23 protein-coding genes and 1 riboswitch are annotated in these 26,968 nt (G+C 48.4%); of the genes, 12 read left to right on the top strand and 11 right to left on the bottom strand.

The features are described 5' to 3' along the window. The 8 genes from Q3C19_RS11015 to Q3C19_RS10980 form a co-directional block, all read left to right on the top strand. The coding region (locus Q3C19_RS11015) for a hypothetical protein (RefSeq protein ID WP_302729287.1) at positions 1-180 on the top strand (180 nt) is incomplete at its 5' end. Between the two features lie 50 nt (positions 181-230). Further along, the gene (locus Q3C19_RS11010) at positions 231-1,436 is read left to right on the top strand and encodes a multidrug effflux MFS transporter (RefSeq protein WP_302729291.1); all 1,206 of its coding nucleotides are present in this window, start codon (positions 231-233) and stop codon (positions 1,434-1,436) included. A 118-nt stretch (positions 1,437-1,554) separates the two neighbouring features. After that, positions 1,555-1,764, top strand: a riboswitch (cobalamin riboswitch). Between the two features lie 83 nt (positions 1,765-1,847). After that, on the top strand, positions 1,848-3,845 hold the full coding sequence (locus tag Q3C19_RS11005; RefSeq protein WP_302729289.1) for a TonB-dependent siderophore receptor: 1,998 nt from the start codon (positions 1,848-1,850) through the stop codon (positions 3,843-3,845). Between the two features lie 76 nt (positions 3,846-3,921). Continuing rightward, positions 3,922-5,028, top strand: coding sequence for a YncE family protein (locus tag Q3C19_RS11000; RefSeq protein WP_302729286.1), 1,107 nt, complete (start codon positions 3,922-3,924; stop codon positions 5,026-5,028). A 2-nt stretch (positions 5,029-5,030) separates the two neighbouring features. Beyond that, a complete protein-coding gene (locus Q3C19_RS10995) occupies positions 5,031-6,161 on the top strand; it encodes an ABC transporter substrate-binding protein (RefSeq protein ID WP_071150786.1) in 1,131 nt (376 codons plus the stop codon). Between the two features lie 132 nt (positions 6,162-6,293). Further along, entirely contained in the window at positions 6,294-7,322 is a 1,029-nt protein-coding gene (locus Q3C19_RS10990) for an iron ABC transporter permease (protein ID WP_071150115.1), read from the top strand. A gap of 115 nt (positions 7,323-7,437) precedes the next feature. Further along, positions 7,438-7,614 (top strand): DUF4250 domain-containing protein, encoded by a 177-nt coding sequence (locus tag Q3C19_RS10985; RefSeq protein ID WP_022164291.1) that lies wholly within the window; start codon positions 7,438-7,440, stop codon positions 7,612-7,614. Between the two features lie 203 nt (positions 7,615-7,817). Next, positions 7,818-8,351 (top strand): hypothetical protein, encoded by a 534-nt coding sequence (locus tag Q3C19_RS10980; RefSeq protein ID WP_022164290.1) that lies wholly within the window; start codon positions 7,818-7,820, stop codon positions 8,349-8,351. Positions 8,352-8,461: 110 nt separating this feature from the next. Here Q3C19_RS10980 and Q3C19_RS10975 read toward each other — a convergent pair whose 3' ends face one another. After that, on the bottom strand, positions 8,462-9,829 hold the full coding sequence (locus Q3C19_RS10975) for a TrpB-like pyridoxal phosphate-dependent enzyme (RefSeq protein ID WP_022164289.1): 1,368 nt from the start codon (positions 9,827-9,829) through the stop codon (positions 8,462-8,464). 132 nt (positions 9,830-9,961) lie between these two features. Here Q3C19_RS10975 and Q3C19_RS10970 point away from each other — a divergent pair, with 132 nt between their 5' ends. Then, the gene (locus Q3C19_RS10970) at positions 9,962-11,791 is read left to right on the top strand and encodes a TrkH family potassium uptake protein (RefSeq protein WP_302729282.1); all 1,830 of its coding nucleotides are present in this window, start codon (positions 9,962-9,964) and stop codon (positions 11,789-11,791) included. 206 nt (positions 11,792-11,997) lie between these two features. On the opposite strand, the gene Q3C19_RS10965 is transcribed toward Q3C19_RS10970, so the two are convergent. Beyond that, the gene (locus Q3C19_RS10965; protein WP_302729280.1) at positions 11,998-13,647 is read right to left on the bottom strand and encodes a sialidase family protein; all 1,650 of its coding nucleotides are present in this window, start codon (positions 13,645-13,647) and stop codon (positions 11,998-12,000) included. Between the two features lie 79 nt (positions 13,648-13,726). Between Q3C19_RS10965 and Q3C19_RS10960 the strand changes: the two genes are divergently transcribed. Further along, positions 13,727-15,241: an NAD(P)H-hydrate dehydratase gene (locus tag Q3C19_RS10960; protein WP_302729278.1), complete on the top strand. Its 1,515-nt coding sequence runs from the start codon at positions 13,727-13,729 to the stop codon at positions 15,239-15,241. 32 nt (positions 15,242-15,273) lie between these two features. On the opposite strand, the gene Q3C19_RS10955 is transcribed toward Q3C19_RS10960, so the two are convergent. From Q3C19_RS10955 to gap, 7 genes are all read right to left on the bottom strand, one after another. After that, a complete protein-coding gene (locus tag Q3C19_RS10955; RefSeq protein WP_302729276.1) occupies positions 15,274-16,050 on the bottom strand; it encodes a histidinol-phosphatase in 777 nt (258 codons plus the stop codon). After that, positions 16,047-16,583: a 5-formyltetrahydrofolate cyclo-ligase gene (locus tag Q3C19_RS10950; protein ID WP_302729274.1), complete on the bottom strand. Its 537-nt coding sequence runs from the start codon at positions 16,581-16,583 to the stop codon at positions 16,047-16,049. Before Q3C19_RS10950 ends, Q3C19_RS10955 begins: the two co-directional genes overlap by 4 nt. Next, positions 16,498-18,234 carry a S41 family peptidase gene (locus tag Q3C19_RS10945; protein ID WP_287642025.1) on the bottom strand — a complete coding sequence of 579 codons (1,737 nt, stop codon included), beginning with the start codon at positions 18,232-18,234 and terminating at the stop codon, positions 16,498-16,500. The genes Q3C19_RS10950 and Q3C19_RS10945 overlap by 86 nt, the downstream gene beginning before the upstream one ends. A gap of 37 nt (positions 18,235-18,271) precedes the next feature. Continuing rightward, entirely contained in the window at positions 18,272-18,718 is a 447-nt protein-coding gene (locus tag Q3C19_RS10940) for a dCMP deaminase family protein (protein WP_022161651.1), read from the bottom strand. Between the two features lie 7 nt (positions 18,719-18,725). Further along, entirely contained in the window at positions 18,726-19,244 is a 519-nt protein-coding gene (locus Q3C19_RS10935; protein ID WP_071150110.1) for a DUF4847 family protein, read from the bottom strand. Then, a complete protein-coding gene (locus Q3C19_RS10930; protein ID WP_302729270.1) occupies positions 19,244-21,301 on the bottom strand; it encodes a M3 family metallopeptidase in 2,058 nt (685 codons plus the stop codon). Before Q3C19_RS10930 ends, Q3C19_RS10935 begins: the two co-directional genes overlap by 1 nt. 538 nt (positions 21,302-21,839) lie before the next feature. After that, positions 21,840-22,850: a type I glyceraldehyde-3-phosphate dehydrogenase gene (gene gap, locus Q3C19_RS10925; protein WP_022162642.1), complete on the bottom strand. Its 1,011-nt coding sequence runs from the start codon at positions 22,848-22,850 to the stop codon at positions 21,840-21,842. A gap of 141 nt (positions 22,851-22,991) precedes the next feature. Between gap and mscL the strand changes: the two genes are divergently transcribed. Further along, positions 22,992-23,441 (top strand): large-conductance mechanosensitive channel protein MscL, encoded by a 450-nt coding sequence (gene mscL, locus Q3C19_RS10920; RefSeq protein WP_022162641.1) that lies wholly within the window; start codon positions 22,992-22,994, stop codon positions 23,439-23,441. A gap of 163 nt (positions 23,442-23,604) precedes the next feature. Next, positions 23,605-25,158 (top strand): glutamine-hydrolyzing GMP synthase, encoded by a 1,554-nt coding sequence (guaA, locus tag Q3C19_RS10915; RefSeq protein ID WP_277121077.1) that lies wholly within the window; start codon positions 23,605-23,607, stop codon positions 25,156-25,158. A gap of 140 nt (positions 25,159-25,298) precedes the next feature. Here the strand turns inward: guaA and Q3C19_RS10910 are convergent, their stop codons facing one another. Beyond that, the gene (locus Q3C19_RS10910; protein WP_302729267.1) at positions 25,299-25,970 is read right to left on the bottom strand and encodes a Crp/Fnr family transcriptional regulator; all 672 of its coding nucleotides are present in this window, start codon (positions 25,968-25,970) and stop codon (positions 25,299-25,301) included. 171 nt (positions 25,971-26,141) lie between these two features. Then, a complete protein-coding gene (locus Q3C19_RS10905; RefSeq protein ID WP_302729265.1) occupies positions 26,142-26,843 on the bottom strand; it encodes a rhomboid family intramembrane serine protease in 702 nt (233 codons plus the stop codon). Positions 26,844-26,968 lie beyond the last annotated feature (125 nt).

Genomic DNA, 26,968 nt, shown 5'->3' with positions numbered 1-26,968 from the left:
GAAGAAGGTGTGCTTTTTGACACACCTTCTTCTTTTTTTCCTCAGTTAGGAAAATATTTTTTTCTAACTAGAGAGGAATTTTTTCCTAACTGGGAAAAAATAAGGGGTAGGGAGGGCTGTGTGTTAAGTTCTGAAAATCTTTTCGAAAAAGAGCAAGACGCAAGGTCGATATCTGTATAAACTGGACAGATTCCTTGTAACTTTGCACGGCTTTAAAGAAAGGATAAATGATGGTTAAAGAAAATTCTAAAGTTTTTTTGCTGATATTGCTGGGCATGCTGACGGCATTTGGCCCCTTTGTGACGGATATGTATCTGCCCAGTTTGCCTTCGATGGGCGAGTATTTTTCCACAACTTCTTCGATGGTTCAGTTAGGACTGACAACCAGTATGATAGGTCTGGCAGTGGGACAGATATTCTTCGGTCCGCTGAGCGACCGGTACGGTCGGCGGTTACCCTTGCTGGTGGCCATGTGGCTGTTTATTGCATCGACGCTGTTGTGCTTGTTTTCGCAGAGCATAGAGCAGTTTGTGGCGTTCCGTCTGTTGCAGGGCATAGCCGGTGCGGGTGGTATCGTCATATCGCGTTCGGTGGCAACGGACAAATATTCCGGACGCGAACTTGCCAAAATGCTGGCCGTAATTGGGGCCATTAACGGAGTGGCGCCGGTAGCGGCTCCGATTGTGGGCGGACTGCTGACCGATGTGATAGGATGGCAGGGCATCTTCTGGATTCTGTTCGGGCTAGGACTGGTGTTATTGGCCTGCTGCTTACGTTTCAAGGAATCGTTGCCGCGTGAAAACCGTTCGGCTGAAAAATGGAGTGATACGTTCCGCAGTTTTGGAGTCGTGTTGCGCGACAGGCGTTACGTGTGCTATGGGCTTCAGATGGCTTTCGCACAGGGAGTGCTGTTTGCCAACATCGCCTCGTCGCCTTTCATCGTGCAGCAGCATTATGGGTTTTCGGCATTTGCGTTCAGCTTGTGTTTCGGAGTCAATGCGCTTGCGATAGGTGTTGCGGCTGCCTTGTCGGTCAAGTTTCGCCGTTCGGAGACCAGTACACTGGTTGGCTGTTGCGGAATGGTAGTGGCAGCCGTGTTACAGTGCGGGGCATTGATGTCGGCGTGCAACTTTTGGGTATACGAGGTTCTGATGCTGGTTCTGCTGTTCAGCATGGGGATGACGTTTACTTCGAGCACAGCTTTGGCCATGGAGAGTCAGCGCGAGAATTCGGGCACGGCATCGGCTCTTTTAGGTGCCGTATGTTTTGCAGCGGGAGGCATTGTTTCGCCATTGGTGGGCATCGGTAATATCCTTTCGTCCACGGGAGTGGTATTTGTGGTTTGTGCCTGCTGTTCGCTGCTGTGTATGCTGGTGGCTTTGGGGCGCCGGGGCACACGGCTGTATTTTGCTTTCAGCACGATACGAAAGCAATAAAACGTAACCTGCGCCACGGTTGCCAACTGTGTTTCAGCAAACCACTTCCGACAGGACGCTGTTTGTTGGTATTCAATACTTTTTGTGTGTTTTTGATTGCGGATATTCAAATAAATTCCTACATTTGCCGCTGTTTTGTTCCGTAATCTCCGTTCGGAGATGTGGATGAAAAGGGAATCGGGTGTGAATCCCGGACAGTCCCGCTGCTGTGTGTTTCAAGAGGAATGTATCATACTCGGATGCCACTGTTTTTCTGATAATAAAGAGAATGGGAAGGCGATACATTAGGAAACGAGTCAGAAGACCTGCAAAACAAAGTCGAAAAATTGTCTGTTCGAGGAAAGCAGTCAGTGCACACAAGAATAATGAAATAAAAGATTCTGCCGTTTGTTTATGAAGTGGAGTATGAAGATGCGATTGGTCTGCATCGTATTGTGCTGTATGATGCCCTGCCGGATGGTGGCACAGGAAGTGCAGGAAGATACGATTGCCGGCAAGGTGCATCAGATAGAGAAAGTGACGGTGACTGCCCGTAGGATGCCCAACAAGGTAACATCGACTGTGCCTGTGCAGACCATGTCGAAGCAGGACATCAGCCAGCTTGGCATACAGAACATGGCGGATGCCGTACGTCGCTTTGCCGGTGTCGACGTGAAGGATTACGGCGGTATAGGTGGACTGAAGACAGTCTCTATCCGCAACATGGGTGCAGCCCATACGGCTGTCAGCTACGACGGTGTGGCAGTCAGCAACTGTCAGGCTGGACAGATAGACATCGGACGTTTCTCGCTGGACAATGTGTCGATACTTTCTCTTTCCATCGGCCAGAGCGAAGACCTGTTGCAGTCGGCCCGTCTGTATGCGTCGGCCGGTGTGTTGAACATCGAAACAGAAAAACCTCACTTCGAAGGAAATCGTACTTCTGCTTTTCTGGCACGTGTCAGGGGCGGCTCGTTCGGATATGTAGCGCCTTCTGTCAGATGGTGGCAGAAACTGGGGGAGCGTACACGCCTCTCGGTAGATGTCGGCTATATGCGTGCCGACGGCAATTATCCGTTTACGCTGGTGAACGGGAAGTACGTGACACGGGAAAAACGGAACAACTCTCAAGTGGAGTCATGGCAGGGCGAAGCGACGCTTTATCATACGTTTAAAGATGGAGGGGAGTTGGATGTGAAAGGATATTATTACTATTCAGCCCGCGAACTGCCGGGAGGGGTAACTCTTTATAACCCGATTTCGGATGAAAAATTATGGGATGAGAACTTCTTTACACAAGCGCGCTATAAAAAGAAGTTTTCTGCCAAGTGGACATTGCAGGCGCAGGCCAAGTACAACCACAGTTGGAATCGCTATCAGGACAAAGGTGTGGAATATACCGATGGGGTTTATCGGGAAGTACATCGTCAGGATGAATATTATCTGTCGGCAACCTTGCTTTATCAGCCATTGGAGGACTTGACTTTTTCGTTGGCACAGGATGGAGTGGCGAACACCTTACGCAACAGTCTGCCAGCCTGTCCATTCCCTACCCGATACACTTCAATCAGTGCTTTGAATGGCCGTTATCGAACAGATTGGATGACTGCTACTGCTTCTTTGGTCTACACGGCCACTTCGGAACATGTGGAACAGGGCGATAAGCCGGATAATTTTCATCGTCTGGCTCCATCGGTAACGGTGAGCGTTCAACCTTGGCAGGACGAATCTTTGTTCTTTCGGCTGATGTACAAAAGCACTTTCCGTCTGCCAACTTTCAACGATTTGTACTATTTCAGGATGGGCAATCGAGATTTGCGTCCCGAGAAAGCTAACGAATATAATGTAGGCATCACATGGAGTCGCTCAAAATGGACTATTTTCGATTTTTTGTCGATGACCGTAGACGGATATTTTAATGATGTGACTGATAAGATAGTCGCTTTCCCTACGACTTACGTATGGAAGATGGCTAATTATGGGAAAGTACATGCAACGGGCGTGGACGCTACGTTGTCGGCTTCCATACCATTATTTAAATCTGTTGGATTGTTCGTGTCCGGCAATTATATGTGGCAGAAAGCCATTGATCTGACTGATCCTGACGGTCCTACTTATGAGGCTCAGTTGCCTTATACCCCGTTGCATAGCGGAAATGTGGCAATGGTGATCGAAAATCCGTGGGTGAATATAGGCTATTCGGTTGTGGGAGTGGGTAAACGATATTTTTTGTCGCAGAATATTCCGGCTAATGAGATAGACGGATATGTGGAGCACGCCCTCAGTCTGTCGCATGAATTTGCTTTGAAAGATTGCCGCTTGTCGGTACAGGCCGAGCTGGTGAACCTGACCGATGAACAGTATGACGTTATTAAGTACTATCCCATGCCGGGGCGTTCATGGCGGTTGACCGGTACCTTTAAGTTTTAAGGTGCTACTGATACAGACGGAAGAATATTGTGAGGATGCAGATTTATCAATATCAAACAAAATAAAGATGAAAAGTATGAAAGTAAGAAGTTTTTTGTTTAGCATCTTGTGTATGCTGGCTTTAGGTGCAGGTTTTGCATCGTGTAGTGATGACGATGACGAAAAAGGTCCGGCTGATACGGGTTCACAACTGACTTTGCCGCAGTCACGTATGTTCATTTTGAACGAAGGAGGTTATGGCAGTAACAATGCTGGTATTGCTTTTTATGCCCCTAATGGTGATGCAGACTTCATCAATGATATTTTCTTCTTGCAAAACGCTGCACAATTAGGCGAGACTGGACAGGACATGATTGAATATGAAGACCAGATTTTCGTGTCTGTTTATGGTTCGAACTATTTGGTAAAACTGAATGCTGCTGGTGTGGAGCAGGGACGGGTTTCTTTCGTAAATGATCCTGATTTGGCTGGTCGTATCCGTTATATGGATGCCGAAGATGGTTACATCTATGCTTCGTTCTGGGGCGGTGCTGTTGCCAAAATTAATGCCTCTACTATGGCTCTAGAAGCTAAGTTGACCGGTCTGGGCGACAATATGGAAGGTATTGCTGCCTGTGAGGGCAAACTCTATGTGGCTAACAGTTGTACTGCCGATTATACTACGTATCATAATGATGTAAAGGTAATCGATCTGAATACTTTTACGGTGGCCGAAACGTTGACAGTAGGAGTGAATCCGAACGCTATACTGGAGGAAGATGATAAGATATTCCTGATTTCTTGGGGTAATTACGGTGATGCGGGTTACTCATTGCAGATGATTGATCCGGCAAATAACAATAAGGTGACAGAACTGGGTGTAGCAAGCCGCATGTGTGCCGCTAACGATATGTTGTATTTGGTTTACTCTGATTATGCAGGTGCTGTACTGAATACATTCTTTACTTATGACATCAAAACCGGTCAGCTGAACAACACTTCTTTCCTGAAGAATATACCGGAGGCATTGAAGAATGCAACAATCTATATGCTGGAAGTGAATGAAAACAACGGTGATATTTATATCGGTACGACCGATTATAAGACTACTGGTACTATTTACCGTTTCAAAAAAGATGGAACGCTTGTAGAAGAGTTCAGCGCAGGTGGTATCAATCCTAGTTCTGCAGTTTTTTTTAATTGATGATGAATAAGTATTTATATTCAATAGGAATATTAGTAGCCTTGCTCCTTTCCTCGTGTGGAGGAAGGAGCAAGGCTTCTTTCGCTGATGGTGGTGACACCATCGCTTTGCGCTATGCCGAGAATCTGACACTGGTGTCCTATCCGGGCTATACGGTGGCCACGCTGCGCAATCCGTGGGATACGCTGCGTACCTTGCACACCTATGTATTGGTGCCCGAGACGGAGCAGTTGCCGGAACAACTGCCGGAAGGTACCGTAGTGCGTACGCCGTTGAAGAAGTCTGTCATTTACTCGTCCGTACATTGTGCCCTGCTGGAAGAGCTGGGAACAGGCAATGCCATTGGGGGAGTGTGCGACCTGAAGTACATTCGCCTGGCTGCCATACACGAACGGGTAGCAGCTGGAAAAATAGCTGATTGTGGCGACGGCATGAATCCGGATATGGAAAAGATTATCGACTTGCATCCCGATGCCATCCTGCTGTCACCTTTCGAGAACAGTGGCGGCTACGGACGGGTGGAGAAGCTGAACATCCCTCTCATCGAATGCGCTGACTATATGGAGACGTCGGCTTTGGGACGTGCCGAGTGGATGCGCTTCTATGGTTTGTTGTTTGGTGCCGAAGCCGAGGCCGACAGCCTGTTTGCCGAAGTAGACAAACGCTATCAGGAATTGAAGCAGAAAGCCCGGAGTTCTTCTACTTCTTTGTCTATCCTGAGTGAATTGAAGAGTGGATCGGCCTGGTATGTACCGGGCGGGCGCAGCACGATAGGACGTCTGTTTGCCGATGCGTGCGGGCGTTATGCTTTCGCAAACGACAAGCATAGCGGTTCTGTTCCCTTGGCTTTCGAAACTGTTTTCGACAAGGCTGGCGATGCCGATGTGTGGGTCATCAAGTACAATCGCGACCGGGATATGACATACGCCGACCTACAGGCCGATTATATCGGTTATACCGGTTTCAAGGCATTCAAGGAACGTTCGGTGTACGGATGCAATACAGATAAGGTGCCCTATTACGAAGAAACTCCGTTTCATCCGGATTATCTGCTGTCCGACCTGATTCAGATTCTTCATCCGGAATTGGGCAGTTTGGGCGGTTTGCGCTATTTTTGCAAGCTGAAAGAATAATAGCATGAAACTTTCAGGAGTTATTGTCCAATGCTTCTCTATTCAGAGTCTATACTATTGGCCTTTAACTTCTAACGGTGCAAAGCGAAGTAATAACTTCCTTTCACTCCTTATAACTCTTTAAAAAAGCTTATGTCGAAAGGTTGGAAATATGGTTTGGGAATGGGAGTCCTGATAGTACTTCTGTTTATCGTTAATTTGCTGGTGGGTTCTGTATCTATTCCTGCCGGCGAAGTATTCCGTATCCTTTCGGGAGGCGAGGCCGGGAAAGCAAGCTGGAGCTTCATCCTGTGGGAATCGCGTTTGCCTCAGGCACTTACAGCCTTGTTGTGCGGAGGAGCGCTGGCGGTATGCGGACTGATGTTGCAGACGGCTTTCAAGAATCCGCTGGCTGGCCCTTCCATTCTGGGAATCAATACAGGAGCCAGTCTGGGCGTGGCATGTGTCATGCTGCTGTTCGGCGGAAGCATTTCGGCCGGCACGTTCAGTCTGTCGGGCTTCTTTTCGGTACTGGCTGGTGCTTTTGTGGGTGCCATGACGATCATGGCTCTTATTCTGTTTCTGTCTACACTGATTCGCAGCAATGTGATGCTGCTGATAGCAGGTATTATGATAGGCTATATTGCTTCGTCGGTCATTTCGCTGCTCAACTTCTTTGCTACGGCCGAGGGCGTACAGTCGTATATGATTTGGGGAATGGGTAACTTTGGCGGTGTGTCCTTGCAACAGATGCCGGCATTTGCTTCGGTCACGGTGCTGGGGCTGATCGGGTCACTGCTGCTCATCAAGCCGCTGAACGCTTTGCTGCTGGGCGACCGTTATGCCGAAAATCTGGGAATCAATATCCGTAGTGTACGTAATTGGCTGCTGATTGTTACCGGTGTGCTGACGGCCATTACTACGGCATTTTGCGGTCCGGTTTCGTTCATCGGGCTGGCTGTTCCTCATGTGGCCCGGCTTATTCTGGGTACTTCCAATCACAATTCGCTGCTTCCCGTAACCATTCTTTGCGGGTCTGCTGTGGCTTTGATCTGTAACTTGTTGTGCGTACTACCGGGCGAAGCGGGAGTCATTCCGCTGAATGCAGTTACTCCTGTGATAGGTGCTCCGGTTGTAATCTATGTCATTGTAAGTCAACGAAAACCGGGTGCTTTCAATTGAACTTATGCAACCGATTACGGAAGAATCGGACGAAAAAATGATTAAAATCAACTTTCTATATTGCAGAAACAACTATCTTTGCGGCGGTATTAGTAACTAAAAAAGATTGAAGCAAATGGAATTACCCGAAGAACCGATGATGCTGTATAGCTTCATCAACATGAAATTACGTGATTTCTATCCTTCGCTGGATGCTCTTTGCGAGGATATGAATGTAGACAAAGAACACATCATCCGTAAACTGAAAGCTGTAGGCTTGGAATACAGTGCCGAGCGTAACCGTTTCTGGTGATTGTGAAAATTGAATAAGCTATTTAAGAGCCTCTGTAGCCATGGTCGTTACAGAGGCTTTTTTGTTAAATGCCGCGTTAATTAATACAAAATGTGTGTCTTCTCTTTTTTACTTTTTCCTTTTTCCGAGTTCTAATGTGATGTATACGGAAATTCTCTGGAGATGAACCACGAAAATGATTATAAACTAAAAAAAGAAGACTTATGAAGACAAGAATCGTTTATCTGTTTATTGCACTCCTCGTAGCAGGAAGCCAAGTTTCATTGTTTGCTCAACAACAAGCGGACCGTACGAAGAAGAAGCCGCGTTTCACTCCCGAGCAGATGATGGAGATGCAAACCAACCGCATTGTGAAAGCTTTGGCGCTGGATGATGCTACAACTGCCAAGTTTACGCCTGTCTATACTCAATATCTGAAAGATTTGCACGAATGCAGAGCAGAGGCATGGAAACAGATGAAGCAGGATAAGGCCGAAGCAGGCAAACAGCCTGATGCAAAGAAAGAAATGCTGACCGACGCTGAAGTAGAACAACGCATCAAGGATCGTTTTGCCCACAGCCGCAAGATGCTGGACTTACAGGAAAAGTATTATACTGAATTCCGCAAGGTGCTGTCGCCCAAGCAGATTGAAAAGATCTATCAGATGGAGAAGAAGCACGATGGTAACAGAATGCGGAAAGATATGCGTCCTGATAGCAAAGACAGAAAACCATTTCCACAACAGAAGAACAGATGACCTGAACGGTCGCTGTAGATAATTTGTTACGGGTTACAAGTATCGGGGAAAGGCGGAATGCAGAAGTTTGCAGAAACGCTTAACCGATGCTTGTAACCCGTAACTGTTTTTTAAGCCAAATCTCCTATTTCATCCAGGTTTTTCTGGATATCCTGGTCGGTGAGTTCGTAGTTGATCAGGTCGCCAGCTAGGTATTTGTCGTACGAGGCCATGTCGATAAGTCCGTGTCCGGAGAGGTTGAACAGGATGACTTTCTCTTCGCCTGTCTCCTTACACTTGTTGGCTTCGCGGATGGCGGCGGCGATGGCGTGGCACGATTCGGGAGCCGGGATGATACCTTCGACCTGTGCAAACAGTACGCCGGCATCAAACGATTCCAGTTGTCGGATGTCTACAGCCTCCATCAGTCCGTCTTTCAGCAGTTGCGATACGATGACACCGGCACCGTGGTAACGCAGACCGCCTGCATGTATGTTAGCCGGGGCAAAGTTGTGTCCCAGTGTGAACATGGGCAGCAGTGGGGTGTAACCGGCTTCGTCGCCAAAGTCGTACTGGAATTTGCCTCGTGTCAGTTTTGGGCAAGAGGCGGGTTCGGCAGCAATGAAGCGGGTTTTCTTTCCTTCAAGGATGTTGTGCCGCATGAAGGGGAAGGCGATACCTCCGAAGTTGGAGCCTCCGCCGAAACAGGCGATCACCATGTCGGGATATTCGCCGGCCATGGCCATCTGCTTTTCGGCTTCCTGACCGATGATGGTCTGGTGCAGGGTGACGTGGCTCAGCACGGAGCCCAGCGTGTACTTACAGTTGGGAGTGGTGCGGGCCAGTTCGATGGCTTCGGAAATGGCTGTTCCCAGTGAGCCCTGATGGTTGGGATGGGCAGTCAGGATGTCTTTTCCGGCACGGGTGGACATGGAGGGAGAAGCTGTAACCTGTGCGCCGAACGTGTGCATGATGCTACGACGGTAGGGCTTCTGCTCGTAACTGATCTTCACCTGGTAGACAGCAGCTTCGAGGCCGAACAGACGGGCGGCGTAGGCTAGCGAGGCACCCCATTGTCCGGCACCCGTCTCGGTGGTGACGTTGGTCACGCCTTCCTTTTTGCAGTAGTAGGCCTGCGGGATGGCGGAGTTCAGCTTATGCGAGCCCATGGGACTGACACTCTCGTTCTTGAAGTAAATGTGAGCCGGAGTATCGAGGGCTTTCTCCAGTCCGTAGGCACGTACCAGCGGTGTGCTGCGGTAGTATTTGTACATTTCGCGCACTTCTTCGGGGATCTCAATCCAGGCATCAGTCTGGTTCAGTTCCTGCCGGCAAAGCTCTTCGGCAAAGATGGGATACATGTCTTCGGGCTTCAGCGGTTGCTTGGTAGCAGGGTTCAGTGGGGGCATCGGTTTGTTCACCATGTCAGCCTGTATGTTGTACCAGTAGTGGGGTATTTCTTCTTCTGGAAGGATGAATCTTTTTGTTTTGTTGCTCATAGTGGTTAAAATATTTAATAATTACTGCCCAAATGTAGTTATTATTTTTAAAACGCTATCTTTTTTTCTTGTTTTTTTGCCCATATTGGTTTATTTGTATATGTTTGCCGCGTTTCTTTAACAGGTATCAAGATGAAGATCTATCATAAGTATCTGCTTTATCAGAATAAGTGGATTCATCCGTATGTGCGGATCGTTCTGAACATATTTACTTCGCTTACTTATCTGGCTTCGTTACTGCTGATTATAGGAGTGGTGTACGAGCATGGATTTACCATTACTGCCGAAGAAGCACAGCAGGTGAACCGCCTGTATCATGGCGTCTGGATTGTGTTTCTGGTGGATGTCACGCTGCACATTCTGCTCGAATACAAGGATACGCGGCGAACGTTCAGCAAACTGACGTGGGTGCTGACCGGGCTGCTGTATCTGACGCTGGTGCCTGTCATTTTTCATCGGCCCGAGGTGGAAGGAGGGATTCTGGACTTCTGGAATTTCCTTCACGGGAAAGGCTACCGGCTGGTACTGCTGCTCTTGCTGTCGCTACTGACGTTGTCCAACGGAATGGTGCGCTTGCTGGGCCGGCGCACCAACCCTTCGCTGATACTGGCAGTCAGTTTCCTGATAATCGTGCTGATAGGGACGGGGCTGCTGATGCTTCCCCGATGTACGGTGGATGGCATTTCGTGGGTCGACTCGCTGTTTATATCTACCAGTGCGGTGTGTGTCACGGGGCTGACTTCGGTCGACGTGGCTTCGACGTTTACGCCGGCCGGTTTTGTGGTCATCATTATCCTGATTCAGATTGGCGGTTTGGGCGTGATGACGCTGACCAGTTTCTTTGCAATGTTCTTCATGGGCAATACGTCGCTCTACAATCAGCTGGTGGTGCGCGATATGGTGAGTTCGGACTCGCTGAACTCGTTGCTGACGACGCTGGTCTACATTCTGGGCTTTACGCTGGTGATAGAGGGAGCGGGAATGCTGGCCATCTGGAGCGACATCCACGGCACGTTGGGCATGACGTTGGAGGAGGAACTGGCTTTTTCGGCTTTCCATTCCATTTCGGCTTTCTGTAATGCCGGTTTCTCAACGTTGCCCGGCAATTTGGGCAATCCGGCACTGATGTCGGGACACAATCCGCTGTATATCTACGTATCTTTCCTTGTTATATTGGGAGGTATCGGCTTCCCGATTCTGGTGAATTTCAAAGATATTCTGCTACACTACGTGCGCCGTTTGTGGCATTTTATCCGCAGGGGCGAATGGGATGGCCGCCGTTTCTATCATTTGTACAATCTGAATACGAAGATTGTGCTGATCGTTACCCTGTTGCTGTTGGTAGTGGGTACGGTTGCCATTGCGGTGCTGGAGTGGAACGGTGCTTTTGCCGGAATGCCGGTGGGCGACAAGCTGACGCATGCTTTCTTCAATGCCGTGTGTCCACGTACGGCGGGTTTTGTCAGTGTGGACCTGACTACGCTGGGTGTACAGTCGCTGCTGATCTACCTGTTGCTGATGTGGGTGGGCGGTGGCTCGCAGTCGACGGCTGGCGGTATCAAAGTGAACGCCTTTGCGGTTGTCGTGCTGAATCTGGTGGCGGTATTGCGAGGTACGGAGCGAGTGGAAGTGTTTGGTCGCGAACTGTCGTCCGACTCTATCCGCCGGTCGAATGCCACGGTGGTGTTGTCGTTTGCCATTCTCTTTCTGTTCGTCTTCATTATCAGCATGCTTGAGCCGGAACATTCGTTGCTGGCGGTTACCTTCGAGTGTGTATCTGCGCTGAGTACGGTAGGTTCGAGCCTGAATCTGACCCCGCTGTTGCATGACGGTAGCAAACTACTCATAGTGGTACTGATGTTTGTGGGACGTGTCGGACTGATAACACTGATGTTGGGCATTGTGAAGCAGAAAAAGAATACGAAATACCGTTATCCCAGCGGTCAGATTATCATCAACTGACCTGTCCGGAAGCCTTTCTGGCGAGGGGTTTGTTCCACACTTGTGTTGCTCGTGAGCCGTGCAAGTGTCTCTCGCGAGCCGTACAAGTGTCTCTCGCGAGCCGTGCAAGTGTCTCTCACGGGCTGTGTAAATGCCGTTTAAAATACTTGTGAGGCAGGCGGATGAAGCCCTTTGGGAATGGGTGGTTTCATCCGCCTGTCAGTTTTTTATTCCTTGATGATTTCTTGTAGTTTGATGGCTTGGAACAGCATGTGGGCCGTGCTGCTTTCGTAGAAGATACCTACCGTTTCGCGGTCGATCATGGTGAGACAGGAGTAGCCCCAGCCGCCACCTTCGTCCAGCAGTACCTGATGCTGGGGCAGCCAGGTCAGTCCACCGTCCAGGCTGGCTTTCAGGGTAATCATGTTGCGGTTCTTGGTACTGTTGGGGTTGGAGAAGAGCAACAGGTCACGGTTCATTACGTTTTCGGCAGCGGGCACATGGATGAGGCTGGCCATGCAGACCGGCTCGATCAGTGCCTTGCGCGACGACGGATGTTCCTGCCACGTGCGCCCCATGTCGCGTGTAATGGCTACGGCGCGACTTCCGCCACGGTTGTCGCGCATGTTCAGCATCAGTACGCCGGGCTCTACCTCTGCAACCTGTGCTTCGGTGGTGTTGCTGCGTGCCGGCTGACTGATGTGCCATGTCTGGCCGTGGTCCTCGCTGTAGATGATGCAGGCGCAGGGAATGCGGTCGGCACCGATGTACTGGCCGGCAAAGACCAGCGTGCCGTTTTCCATGGATATGCCTCGTCCGGGTCCTTGGAGCAGGAAGAACCATTCGGGATCTTTTACTTGCGAAGTAATGTTGATGGGAGCCGACCATGTCTTCCCGTCATCGTCGCTGCGAGTCAGCATAAGTTGGGCCGTTTCGTTCAGCTCGTTTCCTTGGCCCGAGTTGAACCAGGCACGGAGGTTGCCCATGCCGTGTGTCCAGGCAGCCATAATCCAGATGGTACCCGTCTGACGGTCTACCAGGATGGCAGGATCGCCTACGCCGTTCTGGGCTTTCGGCAGATGGCCGTATTCGCCGAAGCTCATGGGGACACGCATCTTTTCCCATGTCTGTCCGCCGTCTGTGCTACGGCTGAGGCCGATGTCGATATGTTCTTGCAGATCGGCGCTGTTGTTGTAGCGTATGTCGTACACACCGAGCAAGGTTCCCTTGTTGCTGGTAACAATGCCCGGAATGCGGTAGGCAGCTGCGCCGTCATCGCCTGCATGGCGTACACCAATGCCCGTAAAGTGTTGTTGCGGCGAGGGCAGTGCGTATTGCAAGGGAGCTGCACCCGCATCAGTCTTGACCGAACTGACAGTGGCGGATATGCGTGAAGTCAGTGAAGCATCGGGTTTCAGCTGCAGGCTGATCCAGAAATAGTTGATGCCCGGATATAAGGGTTGTGCTGCCTTCAGCGTAACGGTTCTGCCGGGTGAGGTAACCGTAGCTGCCAGTATCGAATATGACGGATTGGCTTTGCGGGTATAGAGCGGATTGTTACGCGACAGGTATGCCGCAGGGGCATAGAATGTTTTGCCTTCGCGCTGTACGCCTTCCGTACCGGCATAATACAGTTTCAGGGCTGCAATATCGTTCAGGTTGACTTGTGAACCGAAGTCCACGGTTACTTCTTCCAGCGTTTTACAGTGGCGGGCATCGATGCGCAAGTAGAACAGTTCGTTGTCCGAGCGGTCGATGAGGACAGGAACACGGGTTTCGCGAATGCGTACGGTGTCGGCTTCCGAGGCTTGCAGGCGAGGAGTGCAGAGCAAGATGAATAGGAGTGCCAGATAGCGGCAGGTAAAGAAAATCTTCATGATATATTTATTTAGGGTTTGGGCAAAGATAGCAAATCTTGAATTAAACTTTTATCTTTGTTGCAAAATAGCAAACGATATGAAGATTTTTCCTACAACAAGCATCAAGCAACTGGATGCATATACGATAGAAAATGAGCCGATAGATTCCATCGACCTGATGGAACGGGCTGCCAATTCATTGGCAAAAGCCATTGCGGAACGCTGGGACGACGTCGACACTCCTTTCGTTGTGTTCGCCGGACCGGGTAACAACGGAGGCGATGCGCTGGCGGTGGCCCGTCTGTTGGCCGGACAGGGATATAGCATTGAAGTATATCTGTTCAACACCAAAGGACAGCTTTCGCCGGATTGTGAAGCGAACAAGGAACGGTTGGGCGGACTGGCCGGTATTGTGTTTCACGAAATTACTTCCCAATTTGTGCCGCCCCAGCTGACGGAAGACCATGTAGTGATTGACGGTCTGTTTGGCAGCGGTCTGAACAAGCCTTTGAGCGGCGGCTTTGCTGCTGTGGTGAAGTACATTAATGCTTCGCCGGCGAAAGTGGTGGCCATCGATATTCCTTCGGGCCTGATGGGCGAGGACAATTCCTACAACGTGGCTTCCTGCATTGTCCGTGCCGATGTGACGCTGACGTTGCAGTTGCCCAAGCTGGCTTTCCTCTTTGCCGAGAATGCACCGTATGTAGGCGAGTGGGAGAGACTAGACATCGGGCTGAGTGAAGAAGCCATCGACGAAATGACTACCGATTATTATCTGACCGAACCGGACGACGTGAACTGGCGACTGAAAACGCGTGACAAGTTTGCGCATAAAGGCAACTTCGGCCGTGCTTTGCTGATAGCCGGTTCGCAGGGGATGGCCGGTGCATCGGTGCTGGCTGCCAAGGCCTGCTTGCGTTCGGGAGTAGGATTGCTGACGGTGCATGTACCTTTCTGCAACAACTTCATCGTGCAGACTGCCGTGCCCGAAGCTATGACGGAGATAGACTTCAGCGAGACGTGCTTCTCCGGTGCAACGGATACCGACGATTATCAGGCTGTAGGTATCGGTCCCGGTCTGGGAAAATCGCCCGAGACGGAGAATGCGTTGATTGATCAGATTGAATCCTGTCAGGTGCCGATGGTAGTCGATGCCGATGCCTTGAACCTGCTGGGCGAACATCGCAGCTATCTGGGACATCTGCCCAAAGGAAGCATCCTGACTCCGCATCCCAAAGAGCTGGAGCGTTTGGTGGGGAAATGCCAGAACTCGTACGAGCGGCTGATGAAAGCCCGTGAACTGGCACGGACAGCCGATGTGCACATTGTACTGAAAGGAGCCTATTCGGCTGTTATATCTCCGTCGGGACAATGCTGGTTCAACACGACCGGAAATCCGGGTATGGCTACGGGAGGCAGCGGTGATGTGCTGACCGGAGTGTTGCTTGCTTTGCTTGCACAGGGATACGATGCGGAAACTGCTGCGCGACTGGGTGTCTATGTGCATGGTCTGGCGGGTGACATCGCAGCCCGCAAACAGGGTGAAACCGGTATGACTGCCGGCGATATTGTAGCTTCGCTGCCGATGGCGTGGAGAATGATGGAGGGGTAGTCTGTTCCCCTCCATGCTGTAGCGGAAAGAACTTACAGAAGTTTATCGATCGTGTTGATCTTTAGCTCTTTAAGCTCTTCGATGGCACGGTTGTAGTATTTCTGTTCTTCCAGATACTTGCTGACGTGAGCGTCTACTCCGATGATGGCCGTACATCCTTCGGCAGCTGCGATATGCCAGAACTTGGGATGGGGGAACGATTCGGTTCCGTGCATTTCGTTGTATGAGGCATAGCTGATGTTATACTCCAACGGAATGTTCAGTCGGGCAGCGGCTCGGCAGATGTGTCGGCTGATGGTGGTGCAGTGGTGGTCCCATTCGGGGTAAGACAGCATGAAGAGGTCGGGATGAGCCAGGCAGCAGAACAGTCCGCTTTCCATGCCTTCGATGGCACTTTCCTCGTACAGGTCGAGCATATCGTGGTTGTTGGTATTTCGTCCGAAGTAGGGGAACTTCTCATCCGTGTGATAGAAGTGGTTGCCGAATATCAGGTAATCCAGCTTGTATTCCTTGACTTGTTCTTTCAGCCACGAAATGTATTCGGGAAAATACTCGCATTCCAGTCCTATCTTGATGTCTATCTGATCGCGGTATTTTTCGCGCAAGGCACGCAGGCTTTCCACGTATCCGGGAAGTTCGTCGGGCAACATACGGATATTTGATACATAATTGGTACGGTATTTCCAGGGAGTGTGGTCGGAAAAACCGAGTACCTGAAACCCGCCTTTGATGGCGCTCAATACAAATTCTTCATCGCTTCCTGTGGCATGCTGGCAGCGTGTGGTGTGGGTGTGATAATTTGTTTTCATTCTTTTGTTACGATTTCGTCCATGCGGATATCAAAAGGTTCCGCTGGAATTTCTTCTACTAATTGGAAGGGGAAACAGATACCTATCTTATAGGCCGACGGTATGCGGGGCAGCAGGCGGTCGTAGTAGCCTTTGCCTCGTCCCAGCCGGTTGCCCTGACGGTCGAAGCCTACACCGGGTACAATAATCAGATCGATGGCGTCGTAGTCGCAGAAAGGAGTGCCCGAAGGTTCCTCGATGCCATATTTGCCGACGGTCAGATCGTCGGGACCAGTATACTGGCGCAGTTCCAGATCGTCTTTTACAACTGCCGGAAGCAGTATCCGCTTGTAGCGGCTCCACTTCCGGATGAAATTGTGGGTATCTACTTCGTCTTTCAGCGAGTGATACAATAATATGGTATGGGCTGCCTTGAAGGCCGGATGGTCTTCAAGGGCGGCCATGATTTCAGCAGACTGCTGCGTAGCGGAAGAGCTGTGTTGCGTCTTCAACAAAGCTATCTGCCTGCGCAGTTCTTTTTTCTTTTCCTTCATTGTCCGTTTCGTTTAGAGGCGTTGGGGCGGGAGCTTTAGGGAATGCTTCGCCTTTTTCCAGTATTTCCAGTGCGGTCTTAACCGTTGCATCGCTCTGGTTGAGGTAGCGGATGTAAGGTTCACGGCCCAGAATATTATAGATAATGTTACCGTAAAGACTCTTTTCCAGCAACTTATGAGATTTATGGATGAGGAGGTTACGGCGTTTCACACCCTTGGAGTCGGCAAAGCGGATGAATTGGTCTACAATGCCTTGGCGGCGTAAATACTGATACATCTCGTCCTCGTTTTCGCATTCGCTCAGTTTGCTGCGGTTGCGGTCGCTATACTGGAAGCTGAATTGCAGGATCAACCCCTTGTTGCTTACTTCTATCAGATAGGAAGATACGCCAGTCGTGTCTTGCGGTACGAATACGTCGGGCATGATACCTCCACCACCATAAACAGGACGGCCGAGGGTGGTGTAATATTTCTGGTCTTCATCGAGCTTGATGCTGTCTTTCGAGAAGAACTCGCCATGTTCGTAACGGTTAATCCAGTCCATTTCGTATTCGCTGTTGTTTCCGTTCTCGTAAGGACGCTGGATGCAGCGACCCGACGGGGTATAGTAGCGGGCAATAGTCAGACGGATGGCCGAACCGTCGCTGAAGTCGATAGGCTGTTGTACCAGTCCTTTTCCGAACGAGCGGCGGCCTACAATGGTACCGCGGTCGTTATCCTGTATGGCACCGGCAAAGATCTCGCTTGCCGAAGCAGAACCTTCGTTGACTAACACCACAATCGGCATTTTCTGGCAACTGCCTGTTCCGTTGGCATATTCTTCCATGCGCGGATATTTGCGTCCCTGAGTGTAAACAATCAGTTTGCCTTCGGGCAGGAATTCGTTGACCATGCGGGTGGCGGCTTCCATGTAGCCTCCGGTATTGTCGCGCAAGTCGATAATCAGTCCCTGACAATCTTTATGGGTGAGCTGTGCGATGGCATTGAGCAGTTCAACGTGTGTAGTACGTCCGAATTTGCTGATTTGCACGTAGCCAAACTTATCGTTGATCATGTAAGCGGCATCGATGGTGTTTTGCGGAATGTCACCACGGGTAATGGTGAAGTCGAGCAATTCTTTTTCAGAGGCTCGTTTGATACCCAGCTTGACGGTGGTGCCTTTAGGTCCCTTCAGGTTGCGCATGGCTTTTTCGTTGGTCAGCCCTTTACCGACGAAAAGGCTGTCGTTGACCATGACGATGCGGTCGCCAGCCATCAGACCTACTTTCTCCGACGGGCCACCAGGCACTACACTGTTGATATGAATCGTGTCCTCCTGAATGGTGAACTGTACACCAATGCCACTGAAGCTGCCTTCCAGTTCGGAGTTGACTTCTTCCAGCTTTTGTGCAGGGATGTAGGTGGAGTGGGGATCCAGTTCGGCCAGAATCTGAGGCATGGCCTTTTCGACCAGGTCTGTCATGTTGACGGTATCCACATACTGGTCGTCGATTACCCGCAACAAGGCATTAAGCTTGTTGGACGAACCGTTGATGATGCCAAGCTTTGTTCCGCCATAATGCTTGGCATAGAATGTTCCAATAAGAATGCCCACTACCACGCAGACAGCTATGACGAGTGGCATGAAGCGGGATGAATTCTTTGTACTCATGTATTTTTAGTAAATGATTAGTGGTTAATATAAATAGTTAGCTCTGTTCATTTTCAATGGGGATGTAGACAACTTCGATGCCTGCCCGTTTGAGCAGATCGAGCCCGTCCTCAAGGCGGTATTTCTCGGAGTACACCACCCGCTTGATGCCGGCCTGGATGATCAGCTTGGAACATTCGATGCAGGGCGAGGCGGTGACGTACATGGTAGCTCCGTCGCTACTGTTGTTGGAGCGGGCTATTTTGGTGATGGCATTGGCTTCGGCATGAAGCACATAAGGCTTGGTAATATTGTTCTCGTCTTCGCATACGTTCTCGAAGCCGGAAGGAGTGCCGTTGTAACCATCCGAAATGATCATCTTGTCCTTGACGATGAGCGCACCTACTTGGCGACGCTTGCAATAGGAGTTTTCGGCCCAAATGCTTGCCATGCGTATGTAGCGTCTGTCCAAAGCTATCTGTTTTTCGTTTTCTGAGTTGTCCATATCGTTCTTATTGTTTAGCAAATCCTATCAGACAGGTTGTCTGGCCTTCTTTATAATAAAGGGTGATTTGGTTCTCGTCGCCCTCGTATTTGAATACGTTTTGCATGCCTTTGATGAATTCTTTGGCAAGCGGATCGGTCTCGGAAGCTGAAATTTTCAGGTTCAGACTGATGTTACCGTTTTTGCCGTCAGCCGTCCAGGTACCTGTGGCATTTTTTACTTTGACTCCATTGACAGTAACATTGTTTCCGCTCAGTTCTCCGTTCACTTCAATTCCCTCGAAGACGACGGTGAAGTTGTTTTCAGCCTTCAGAAGTTCGATGCTTTGGTTGTAGGCAGCTTCCGAGTCCCATACGATGGCTCCGAACTGTTCATTTTCTTTTCCTTCTATGGTAATCCGACTCATCTTCCATGTCTTTCCGGTAAAGATTCGGATAAGATCGTCTTCGGTATTGCAACCGCTGAAGACGGGAATCAGTGCCAGCATTAGCAACAAGTGACAAATATACAATGATTTTCTTTTCATTAGCATTCTTTTTTTATTCCGTTTCTTATTAATAATGCCTCAATCGTTGGTTCTTGTCCGCGGAAACGCTTGTAAAGGGTCATAGGGTGTTCGGTTCCACCTTTCGAGAGAATGTTTTCGCGGAAAGATGCGGCTACTTCGGGGCTGAAAATACCTTTTTGCCTGAAAAGCGAGAAGGCATCGGCGTCCAGTACCTCAGCCCACTTGTAGCTGTAGTAACCAGCGGCATATCCGCCTGCAAAGATGTGCGAGAACTGGGTACTCATGCAGGTTTCTTCGACTTGTGGCAGAATCTGAGCTTCGGCCCATGCCTGTTTTTCGTAGGTGCGGACATCACCGTCGAAAGGTGTGGTACGGGTGTACCAGGCCATGTCGAGCAAACCGAAGCTTACCTGACGCAGACAGGCATAAGCTACATTGAAGTTGCGTGCATCTATCAGACGTTGTACCAGTTCGTCGGGAATCAGTTCGCCTGTCTGGTAGTGGCGGGCAAAGGTATGCAGGAACTCTTTTTCGGTAGCAAAGTTTTCCATGAACTGGGATGGGAGTTCTACGAAATCCCAATAGACATTTGTTCCGCTCAGACTTTCGTATGTAGAATTGGCAAACATGCCGTGCAGACTGTGGCCGAATTCGTGCAGAAATGTTTCGACTTCGCTGAAGGTCAGCAGGGCGGGCTTGTCCTGTGTGGGTTTGGTGAAGTTCATCACCAGTGATACGTGCGGACGGCTGTTCTCGCCTGTCTGTTCGTCTATCCATTGTCCTTTGTAGCTGGTCATCCAGGCTCCCGAACGCTTTCCGGCACGGGGATGGAAGTCGGTGTAGAGTATAGCCAGAAAACTTCCGTCGTGGTCGAATACTTCGTAAGCATCTACGTCCTTGTGGTAAACGGGGATCTCCGGATTCTTCTGGAAGGTGATGCCATAGAGGCGGGTAGCCAGGCCGAATACACCTTTCTTCACGTTCTCCAATTCGAAGTAGGGACGAAGCATTTCGTCGTTGATGTTGAAGGTACGGTCTTTCAGCTTTTGCGAATAATAACTCCAGTCCCACGGCATCAGGACGAAATCTTCACCTTGTTCTTCACGGGCCAGCGACTGCACCTCGGCATATTCCTTCAGAGCCGTTGGCTTGTAGGCCTCAAGCAGTTGGCTAAGCAGGTGATAGACGTTTGCGCTGTTTTGGGCCATGCGTCGTTCCAGTTTGTAGGAGGCATAGTCCTTGTATCCCAGTAGTCGGGCTATTTCCAGACGCGTATTGACCAGTTGCTTGACGATGTCCAGGTTGTTGTAGTCATTAGGGTGCGTACATTTCGTATTGTAGGCCATGTAGAGCTCTCTCCGTAGTTCGCGGTTGTCGGCGTAAGTCAGGAAAGGAACATAACTGGGGGCTTGCAAGGTGAAGATCCATCCTTCCTGTCCTTTCTCTTTGGCTGTTTCCCGGGCTGCTTCGATGGCGCTTTGGGGCAAGCCTTTCAGTTGGCTCTCGTCTGTCAGTACCAGTTGATAGTCGTTGGTTTCCTTCAGGTTGTTTTCGCTGAATTGCAAGGTTAGCAGACTCAGTTGGCGCGACAGCTCGCGATACTTCTCCTTGTCGGCTCCTTGCAGGTTGGCTCCGCTGCGTTCAAATCCTTCGTACGTATCCTCGGTCAGTTTCCGTTGTTCGGCCGTCAGTGCTTCGTCGTAGCGATGTTCGTAAGCCGTCTTGACACGTTCGAAAAGGCGTTCGTTCAGTGTGATGTTGTTGGCATGCTCGCTAAGCAGGGGCATCAGCTCCTTGGCCAGTTCCTGCATGGCATCGTTGGTCTCGGCACTGAGCAGATTGTCGAATACTGTTTCGGCACGTCGCAGCAATTCTCCCGACAGTTCTAACGCCAATATTGTGTTTTGAAAGTCGGCGGGAGCGGGATTACAGACAATGGCATCTATTTCTTCATTTTGACGACGTATTCCTTCGCGTATGGCAGGGGCATAGTGCTCTACGGCAATGCGGTCGAAGGGAACGGTACCATGAGGGGTATGGTTATTTTCAAAAAAAGGATTCTGAGTTTGTATCATCTTTGTAAAAGCTATCGTAAAACAACCGTTGTTGGTGCTTTTTCATCAGGTCCCTTGTCAAGGAACCTTTTTGAAACAATACGCAAAAGTGCAAAAAAAATAGGCGATTCAGTTCGAAGACGCCTATACTTTAATAATTTCTAACTGTTTATGCGAATGGTTGGAGTGGCTTCTGTTATTTTAGACGCTTCTATATGTGCTTTGCTGCTTCTCTTTCATTGTTTAGTGGCAGTTCAGGAGTCCAAATGCTAATATGCCCCAATAAATATCTCTGTTAGCAAATTTGCCTGGACAACTTATGCCGCATGAGTGCACTGCCTACTGCACTGCGAGTGCACTAACTACTGCACTGCGAGTGCACTTACTATTGCACTGTGAGTGCAGTAACTGTTGCACTATAAAGCTCTAGTTGTTCCGTTTTTACGCGTTCATTTTTCGGTAATTATAGGAGAATGTCGGGCAAAGAAGAAGAGTTTGGGGTAAAAAAATAGGCGACTTCCGAAGAAGTCGCCTACATATTGATGTTTTTTACTGTCAATTAGCAGTTTACAGATGCCATGTGAGCGATCAGATCGAGAACTTTGTTAGAGTAACCGATTTCGTTGTCGTACCAAGATACAACCTTAACGAAAGTATCAGTCAAAGCGATACCAGCCTTAGCATCGAAGATAGAAGTGTGAGTGTCACCCAAGAAGTCAGAAGAAACAACTGCATCTTCAGTGTAACCCAGGATACCCTTCAGTTCGCCTTCAGAAGCTTCCTTCATAGCAGCGCAGATTTCAGCGTAAGTAGCAGGCTTAGCCAAGTTTACAGTCAAGTCAACTACAGATACATCCAAAGTCGGAACACGCATTGACATACCAGTCAGTTTGCCGTTCAGAGTCGGGATAACTTTACCTACAGCCTTAGCAGCACCAGTAGAAGACGGGATGATGTTGCCAGAAGCAGCACGACCACCTCTCCAATCCTTCATAGAAGGACCGTCAACAGTCTTCTGAGTAGCAGTTGTAGAGTGAACTGTAGTCATCAAACCATCAGTGATACCCCATTTGTCGTTCAGAACCTTAGCGATAGGAGCCAAACAGTTAGTAGTACAAGAAGCGTTAGATACGAATTGAGTACCTTTAACGTAAGTCTTTTCGTTAACACCGCATACGAACATCGGAGTGTCATCCTTAGAAGGAGCAGACATAACTACATATTTTGCACCAGCTTCGATGTGAGCTTGAGCTTTTTCTTTAGTCAGGAACAGACCTGTAGATTCTACTACGTATTCAGCACCTACAGCATCCCATTTCAAGTCAGCAGGGTTCTTTTCAGCTGTAACGCGGATTTCTTTGCCGTTTACAATCAGCTTGCTGTTTTCAACATCAGCTTCGATTGTACCGTCAAATTGACCGTGCATTGTATCATACTTCAGCATGTAAGCCAAGTAATCTACCGGGCAAAGGTCGTTAATACCAACGATTTGGATATCGTTTCTTTTTTGAGCTGCGCGGAATACGAAACGTCCGATACGTCCGAATCCATTAATACCTACTTTAATCATTTTGTTTAAACTTTTAAGGGTTTTATAATGTTTAAAAATAAACTTTCGAGTTTATCCAGACAATTCTTTCCGAATTGCGGTGCAAAAGTAAGAAAATGTTTTTATATTCGTGCTTAAAATCATTATTAAATAATTCAAAAGATGAGAAAAAGTAAATTTTTGCAAGATTTTAAAGCATTTGCCATGAAGGGAAATGTGGTAGATATGGCTGTCGGTGTGATTATCGGTGGGGCATTTGGCAAAATTGTCTCTTCGTTGGTGGCAGATATCATTATGCCAGTTTTCGGTCTGTTGGTGGGAGGTGTAAACTTTACCGATTTGAAGTGGGTTATGAAACCTGCTTGTGTGGTGGACGGGAAAGAGATTGCTGCGGTGACTTTGAATTATGGAAACTTCCTGCAGATGACCTTTGATTTCTTGATTATCGCTTTCTCCATATTCCTTTTTATTAAGTTGATTACACGTATTACTGCTAAACGGAAGGCCGCGGCCGATGCTGTTCCACCGGCACCTCCTGTTCCTTCGAAAGAAGAGATACTGCTGACTGAAATCCGCGACTTATTGAAAGAACAGAGCCAGGCAAACCGATAAAAACCGGTAAGAGCCTGCTTTTACAGCTGATAGTGCTTTGCTTGAAAGCCTGTTTTCGATGAATGTCTGATTCCTTTTTATCATTTTTGCTTCTAAAATAGAACGTATTCGATGGCTTTTTGCTAAATTTGCCAATTATTTATAAAACCATTATTGACATTATATGCAAGAGAAGATTATCATTCTTGATTTCGGTTCGCAGACTACGCAGCTCATCGGCCGCCGCTTACGCGAACTGAACGTCTATTGCGAAATTGTGCCTTATAACAAGTTTCCGCACGACGATGAAAGCGTGAAGGGAGTAATCCTGTCGGGAAGTCCCTTTTCTGTGTACGACGAAAACGCCTTTAAGGTGGATCTGACTGGTATTCGTGGTAAGTATCCTATTTTGGGTATTTGTTACGGTGCACAGTTCATTTCTTATACGAATGGCGGAAAGGTAGAACCGGCTGGTAGCCGTGAGTATGGACGTGCTCATTTGCAGACGTTCGAAAAAGATAACCTGCTTTTCCACGGCGTGCGCGATAATTCACAAGTGTGGATGAGTCATGGCGATACCATCACAGCTATTCCTGACAATTTTAAAGTTATTGCTTCGACAGACAAGGTGCGCATTGCTGCTTACCAGGCCGAGGGCGAACAAATGTGGGGAGTACAGTTCCATCCCGAAGTGTTCCATAGCGAAGACGGAACTCAGATGCTGAGAAATTTCGTAGTCGAAGCTTGCGGTTGCCATCAGACGTGGAGCCCTGCTTCGTTTGTAGATACAACTGTAGCCGAATTGAAGGAACAGCTGGGCAATGATCGTGTTATCTTGGGCTTAAGCGGCGGAGTTGATTCTTCGGTAGCGGCGGTATTGCTGAACCGTGCCATTGGTAAGAACCTGACTTGTATTTTTGTGGATCATGGTTTGCTTCGTAAGAACGAGTTCCAGAATGTGATGCACGATTACGAATGCCTTGGCCTGAATGTGATTGGTGTGGATGCCAGTGACAAGTTCTTCAAAGATTTGGAAGGAGTAACTGATCCGGAGCAGAAGCGTAAGATTATAGGTCGCGATTTTGTGGAAGTGTTCAATGCCGAAGCTCATAAGATTACCGATGCCCGTTGGTTGGCACAAGGAACGATTTATCCTGACCGTATCGAAAGTCTGAATATTACAGGTAAGGTTATCAAGAGTCACCATAATGTGGGTGGTTTGCCTAAGGAAATGAATTTGCAACTTTGCGAACCGTTGAAGTGGCTGTTTAAAGATGAAGTACGTCGGGTTGGTCGTGAATTGGGTATTCCTGAACATCTGATAGGACGTCATCCCTTCCCGGGACCGGGATTGGCAGTACGTATTCTGGGCGATATCACACGTGAGAAAGTACGTATCTTGCAGGATGCTGATGATATTTTCATTCGTGGCTTGTGGGATTGGAAAGTGAAAGATGCCGACGGAAACGAAACGTGCCTCTATCATCAGGTATGGCAGGCAGGCGTTATCTTGCTTCCTGTTCAATCGGTGGGTGTGATGGGCGACGAACGGACTTATGAACGTGCCGTAGCTTTGCGTGCCGTGACTTCGACCGATGCGATGACTGCCGATTGGGCGCATCTGCCTTATGAGTTCTTGGGAAAGGTTTCCAATGATATTATAAATAAGGTGAAAGGCGTAAATCGAGTAACCTACGATATTTCTTCCAAACCACCTTCGACTATCGAGTGGGAATAAGGAAGCCGTTTTTCCAGAGTTTTTCTTTCCACTTTTAATCCCGTTCTTCTGGCAGATAATTTCTTTATTGAAATGTGAATGCAGCTTGAAGGGAATGAGGATGGGAAGAAAAACTCTTTTTTTTATCTCAGCTTTGCTTTTTATTGACGCGAGTTAGCTAATAAAGTTGCATCAGGAATAAAAATCTCTCCTCGGTGCAATTCAACCAGTCCTTTTTCCTGCATGCTATTTAATGTTTTTGATACGCTGATTCGAGTGTCGTTTGTGATCCGTGCCAGTTCTTCCATCTTGATTTTAAGGATTTTTTCTCCATACGGACGCTCTATATGATTAAGTATAAAATCAATGATGCGCATTTCAAGACTGGCTCCTACAGGACTCCATAAGCGTTTATGCAGAATTTGATAACGGTTGCTGAGGATGTTCATGTAGTTCAGTCGGAAAATATCATATTTGAACAAGTTGTTCATTACAAAGCTTTTGCTGATATTAACCGTATGTGCAACAGTGCGCGCAGTGTAGGTCGATATATAATTCGTGGTCATTCCGAACATTGAGTAGGGCTCAATTAGGCAAGGAGCCTGAATGACTTCAATGAGACTGTACGAACCTTCTACTATGGTGGAAGAGGTTATTTCGCCGTTTAGTACAAAGACCAACTGATCACATGGGGTACCGGCGTTGATGAAAACTTCTCCAGTTTTGTGCTTAATAAAATGCAGTCGGACTTTTTCCAATATACAGGTGAAATCTTCTTGGGCCAGACCTTGAAAGAGTGGAAGCTGCAATAAAGTATCGAACATTGTATCCATAATGTTTTCCTCTTCGTATTTTCATGGCAAAGTTAGATATAATCGGTATGTGTTGTAAAAAGATTGTACCTCTTTTTGTTTTTTTATTGTTTCTTAAGCGTGCTATTCATTCAGAGTTTTAGGTCTGTTGTGGCTACTTTTGCAACTTATCGCAGGCTTTTAAAGAGAGATTTATGTTGATGCTGTTGGATGAACGCTGCTGTCTTGGGTAAGACTTTCGTCTGACGGATCAGTGTTTTCTTCGCTGGATTCTTCTTCATTTTCAGTATCGGAATCTTCTTCCTCATCATCAAATGGGTCGGGGCGTTGAGGACCACGTTTCATAAAGATGATGGAACAAAGCGTGCCGGCAATGGCGCCGCTAAGATGTCCTTCCCAGGAAGTAGATGCTTTGGCAAATTGTGGAAACATATTCCATACCAGTCCGCCATAAAGGAATGTCACCAGTAGCGAAATGGCAATGAGTGGTACGTATTTTCGTAGCAGTCCACTGAAGAAAAGAAAAAATGCCAGTCCGTAGATTATACCGCTGCAACCGATGTGCCAACCTGGTTTCCCAATGCAAAAAGTCAATATGCCACAACAGATCCAGATGAGAAATAGAATGTAGGGCGCAATTTGCCGGTAAAAATAGAACAGGCACCATGAAAGAAAGAAAAAAGGCAGGGTGTTGGCAAACAAATGTTTGAAGCTGCTATGCACCAGTGGATGTGCGAAAACGCCGAACACGCCTCTTTGCTGCATTGGATATATGCCTAGCTTTGTGAACTCCCAATCCATGCCAACCTCCAATATTTTTAATATATACATAATAAATAGGATGAACAATGGAACGGCTGTGGCTAACGCCATTCTACGTATATCAGGTTTCATATTTCACAGATTTGTCTTTATTTTCTACAATACTACTGATTATTTGGGTAAAAACCGAAAAAAATCGGACTTTTTATTTTGTTTATAGGCATTAATTTGTACTTTTGGCACAGCTACACGTTGTG

The sequence above is a fragment of the Bacteroides sp. ET489 genome (assembly GCF_030518095.1).
Lineage (GTDB): Bacteria > Bacteroidota > Bacteroidia > Bacteroidales > Bacteroidaceae > Bacteroides > Bacteroides ndongoniae.
Note: the sequence above shows the minus strand (reverse complement) of the source record. Positions and strands in the feature narration are given on the sequence as shown.

Excerpts from the sequence above, each read along its gene's own strand:
- Q3C19_RS11010 (WP_302729291.1), top strand. The coding sequence starts at position 231 with ATGGTTAAAGAAAATTCTAAAGTTTTTTTGCTGATATTGCTGGGCATG.
- Q3C19_RS11005 (WP_302729289.1), top strand. The coding sequence starts at position 1,848 with ATGCGATTGGTCTGCATCGTATTGTGCTGTATGATGCCCTGCCGGATG.
- Q3C19_RS11000 (WP_302729286.1), top strand. The coding sequence starts at position 3,922 with ATGAAAGTAAGAAGTTTTTTGTTTAGCATCTTGTGTATGCTGGCTTTA.
- Q3C19_RS10995 (WP_071150786.1), top strand. The coding sequence starts at position 5,031 with ATGAATAAGTATTTATATTCAATAGGAATATTAGTAGCCTTGCTCCTT.
- Q3C19_RS10990 (WP_071150115.1), top strand. The coding sequence starts at position 6,294 with ATGTCGAAAGGTTGGAAATATGGTTTGGGAATGGGAGTCCTGATAGTA.
- Q3C19_RS10985 (WP_022164291.1), top strand. The coding sequence starts at position 7,438 with ATGGAATTACCCGAAGAACCGATGATGCTGTATAGCTTCATCAACATG.
- Q3C19_RS10980 (WP_022164290.1), top strand. The coding sequence starts at position 7,818 with ATGAAGACAAGAATCGTTTATCTGTTTATTGCACTCCTCGTAGCAGGA.
- Q3C19_RS10975 (WP_022164289.1), bottom strand. The coding sequence starts at position 9,829 with ATGAGCAACAAAACAAAAAGATTCATCCTTCCAGAAGAAGAAATACCC.
- Q3C19_RS10970 (WP_302729282.1), top strand. The coding sequence starts at position 9,962 with ATGAAGATCTATCATAAGTATCTGCTTTATCAGAATAAGTGGATTCAT.
- Q3C19_RS10965 (WP_302729280.1), bottom strand. The coding sequence starts at position 13,647 with ATGAAGATTTTCTTTACCTGCCGCTATCTGGCACTCCTATTCATCTTG.
- Q3C19_RS10960 (WP_302729278.1), top strand. The coding sequence starts at position 13,727 with ATGAAGATTTTTCCTACAACAAGCATCAAGCAACTGGATGCATATACG.
- Q3C19_RS10955 (WP_302729276.1), bottom strand. The coding sequence starts at position 16,050 with ATGAAAACAAATTATCACACCCACACCACACGCTGCCAGCATGCCACA.
- Q3C19_RS10950 (WP_302729274.1), bottom strand. The coding sequence starts at position 16,583 with ATGAAGGAAAAGAAAAAAGAACTGCGCAGGCAGATAGCTTTGTTGAAG.
- Q3C19_RS10945 (WP_287642025.1), bottom strand. The coding sequence starts at position 18,234 with ATGAGTACAAAGAATTCATCCCGCTTCATGCCACTCGTCATAGCTGTC.
- Q3C19_RS10940 (WP_022161651.1), bottom strand. The coding sequence starts at position 18,718 with ATGGACAACTCAGAAAACGAAAAACAGATAGCTTTGGACAGACGCTAC.
- Q3C19_RS10935 (WP_071150110.1), bottom strand. The coding sequence starts at position 19,244 with ATGAAAAGAAAATCATTGTATATTTGTCACTTGTTGCTAATGCTGGCA.
- Q3C19_RS10930 (WP_302729270.1), bottom strand. The coding sequence starts at position 21,301 with ATGATACAAACTCAGAATCCTTTTTTTGAAAATAACCATACCCCTCAT.
- gap (WP_022162642.1), bottom strand. The coding sequence starts at position 22,850 with ATGATTAAAGTAGGTATTAATGGATTCGGACGTATCGGACGTTTCGTA.
- mscL (WP_022162641.1), top strand. The coding sequence starts at position 22,992 with ATGAGAAAAAGTAAATTTTTGCAAGATTTTAAAGCATTTGCCATGAAG.
- guaA (WP_277121077.1), top strand. The coding sequence starts at position 23,605 with ATGCAAGAGAAGATTATCATTCTTGATTTCGGTTCGCAGACTACGCAG.
- Q3C19_RS10910 (WP_302729267.1), bottom strand. The coding sequence starts at position 25,970 with ATGGATACAATGTTCGATACTTTATTGCAGCTTCCACTCTTTCAAGGT.
- Q3C19_RS10905 (WP_302729265.1), bottom strand. The coding sequence starts at position 26,843 with ATGAAACCTGATATACGTAGAATGGCGTTAGCCACAGCCGTTCCATTG.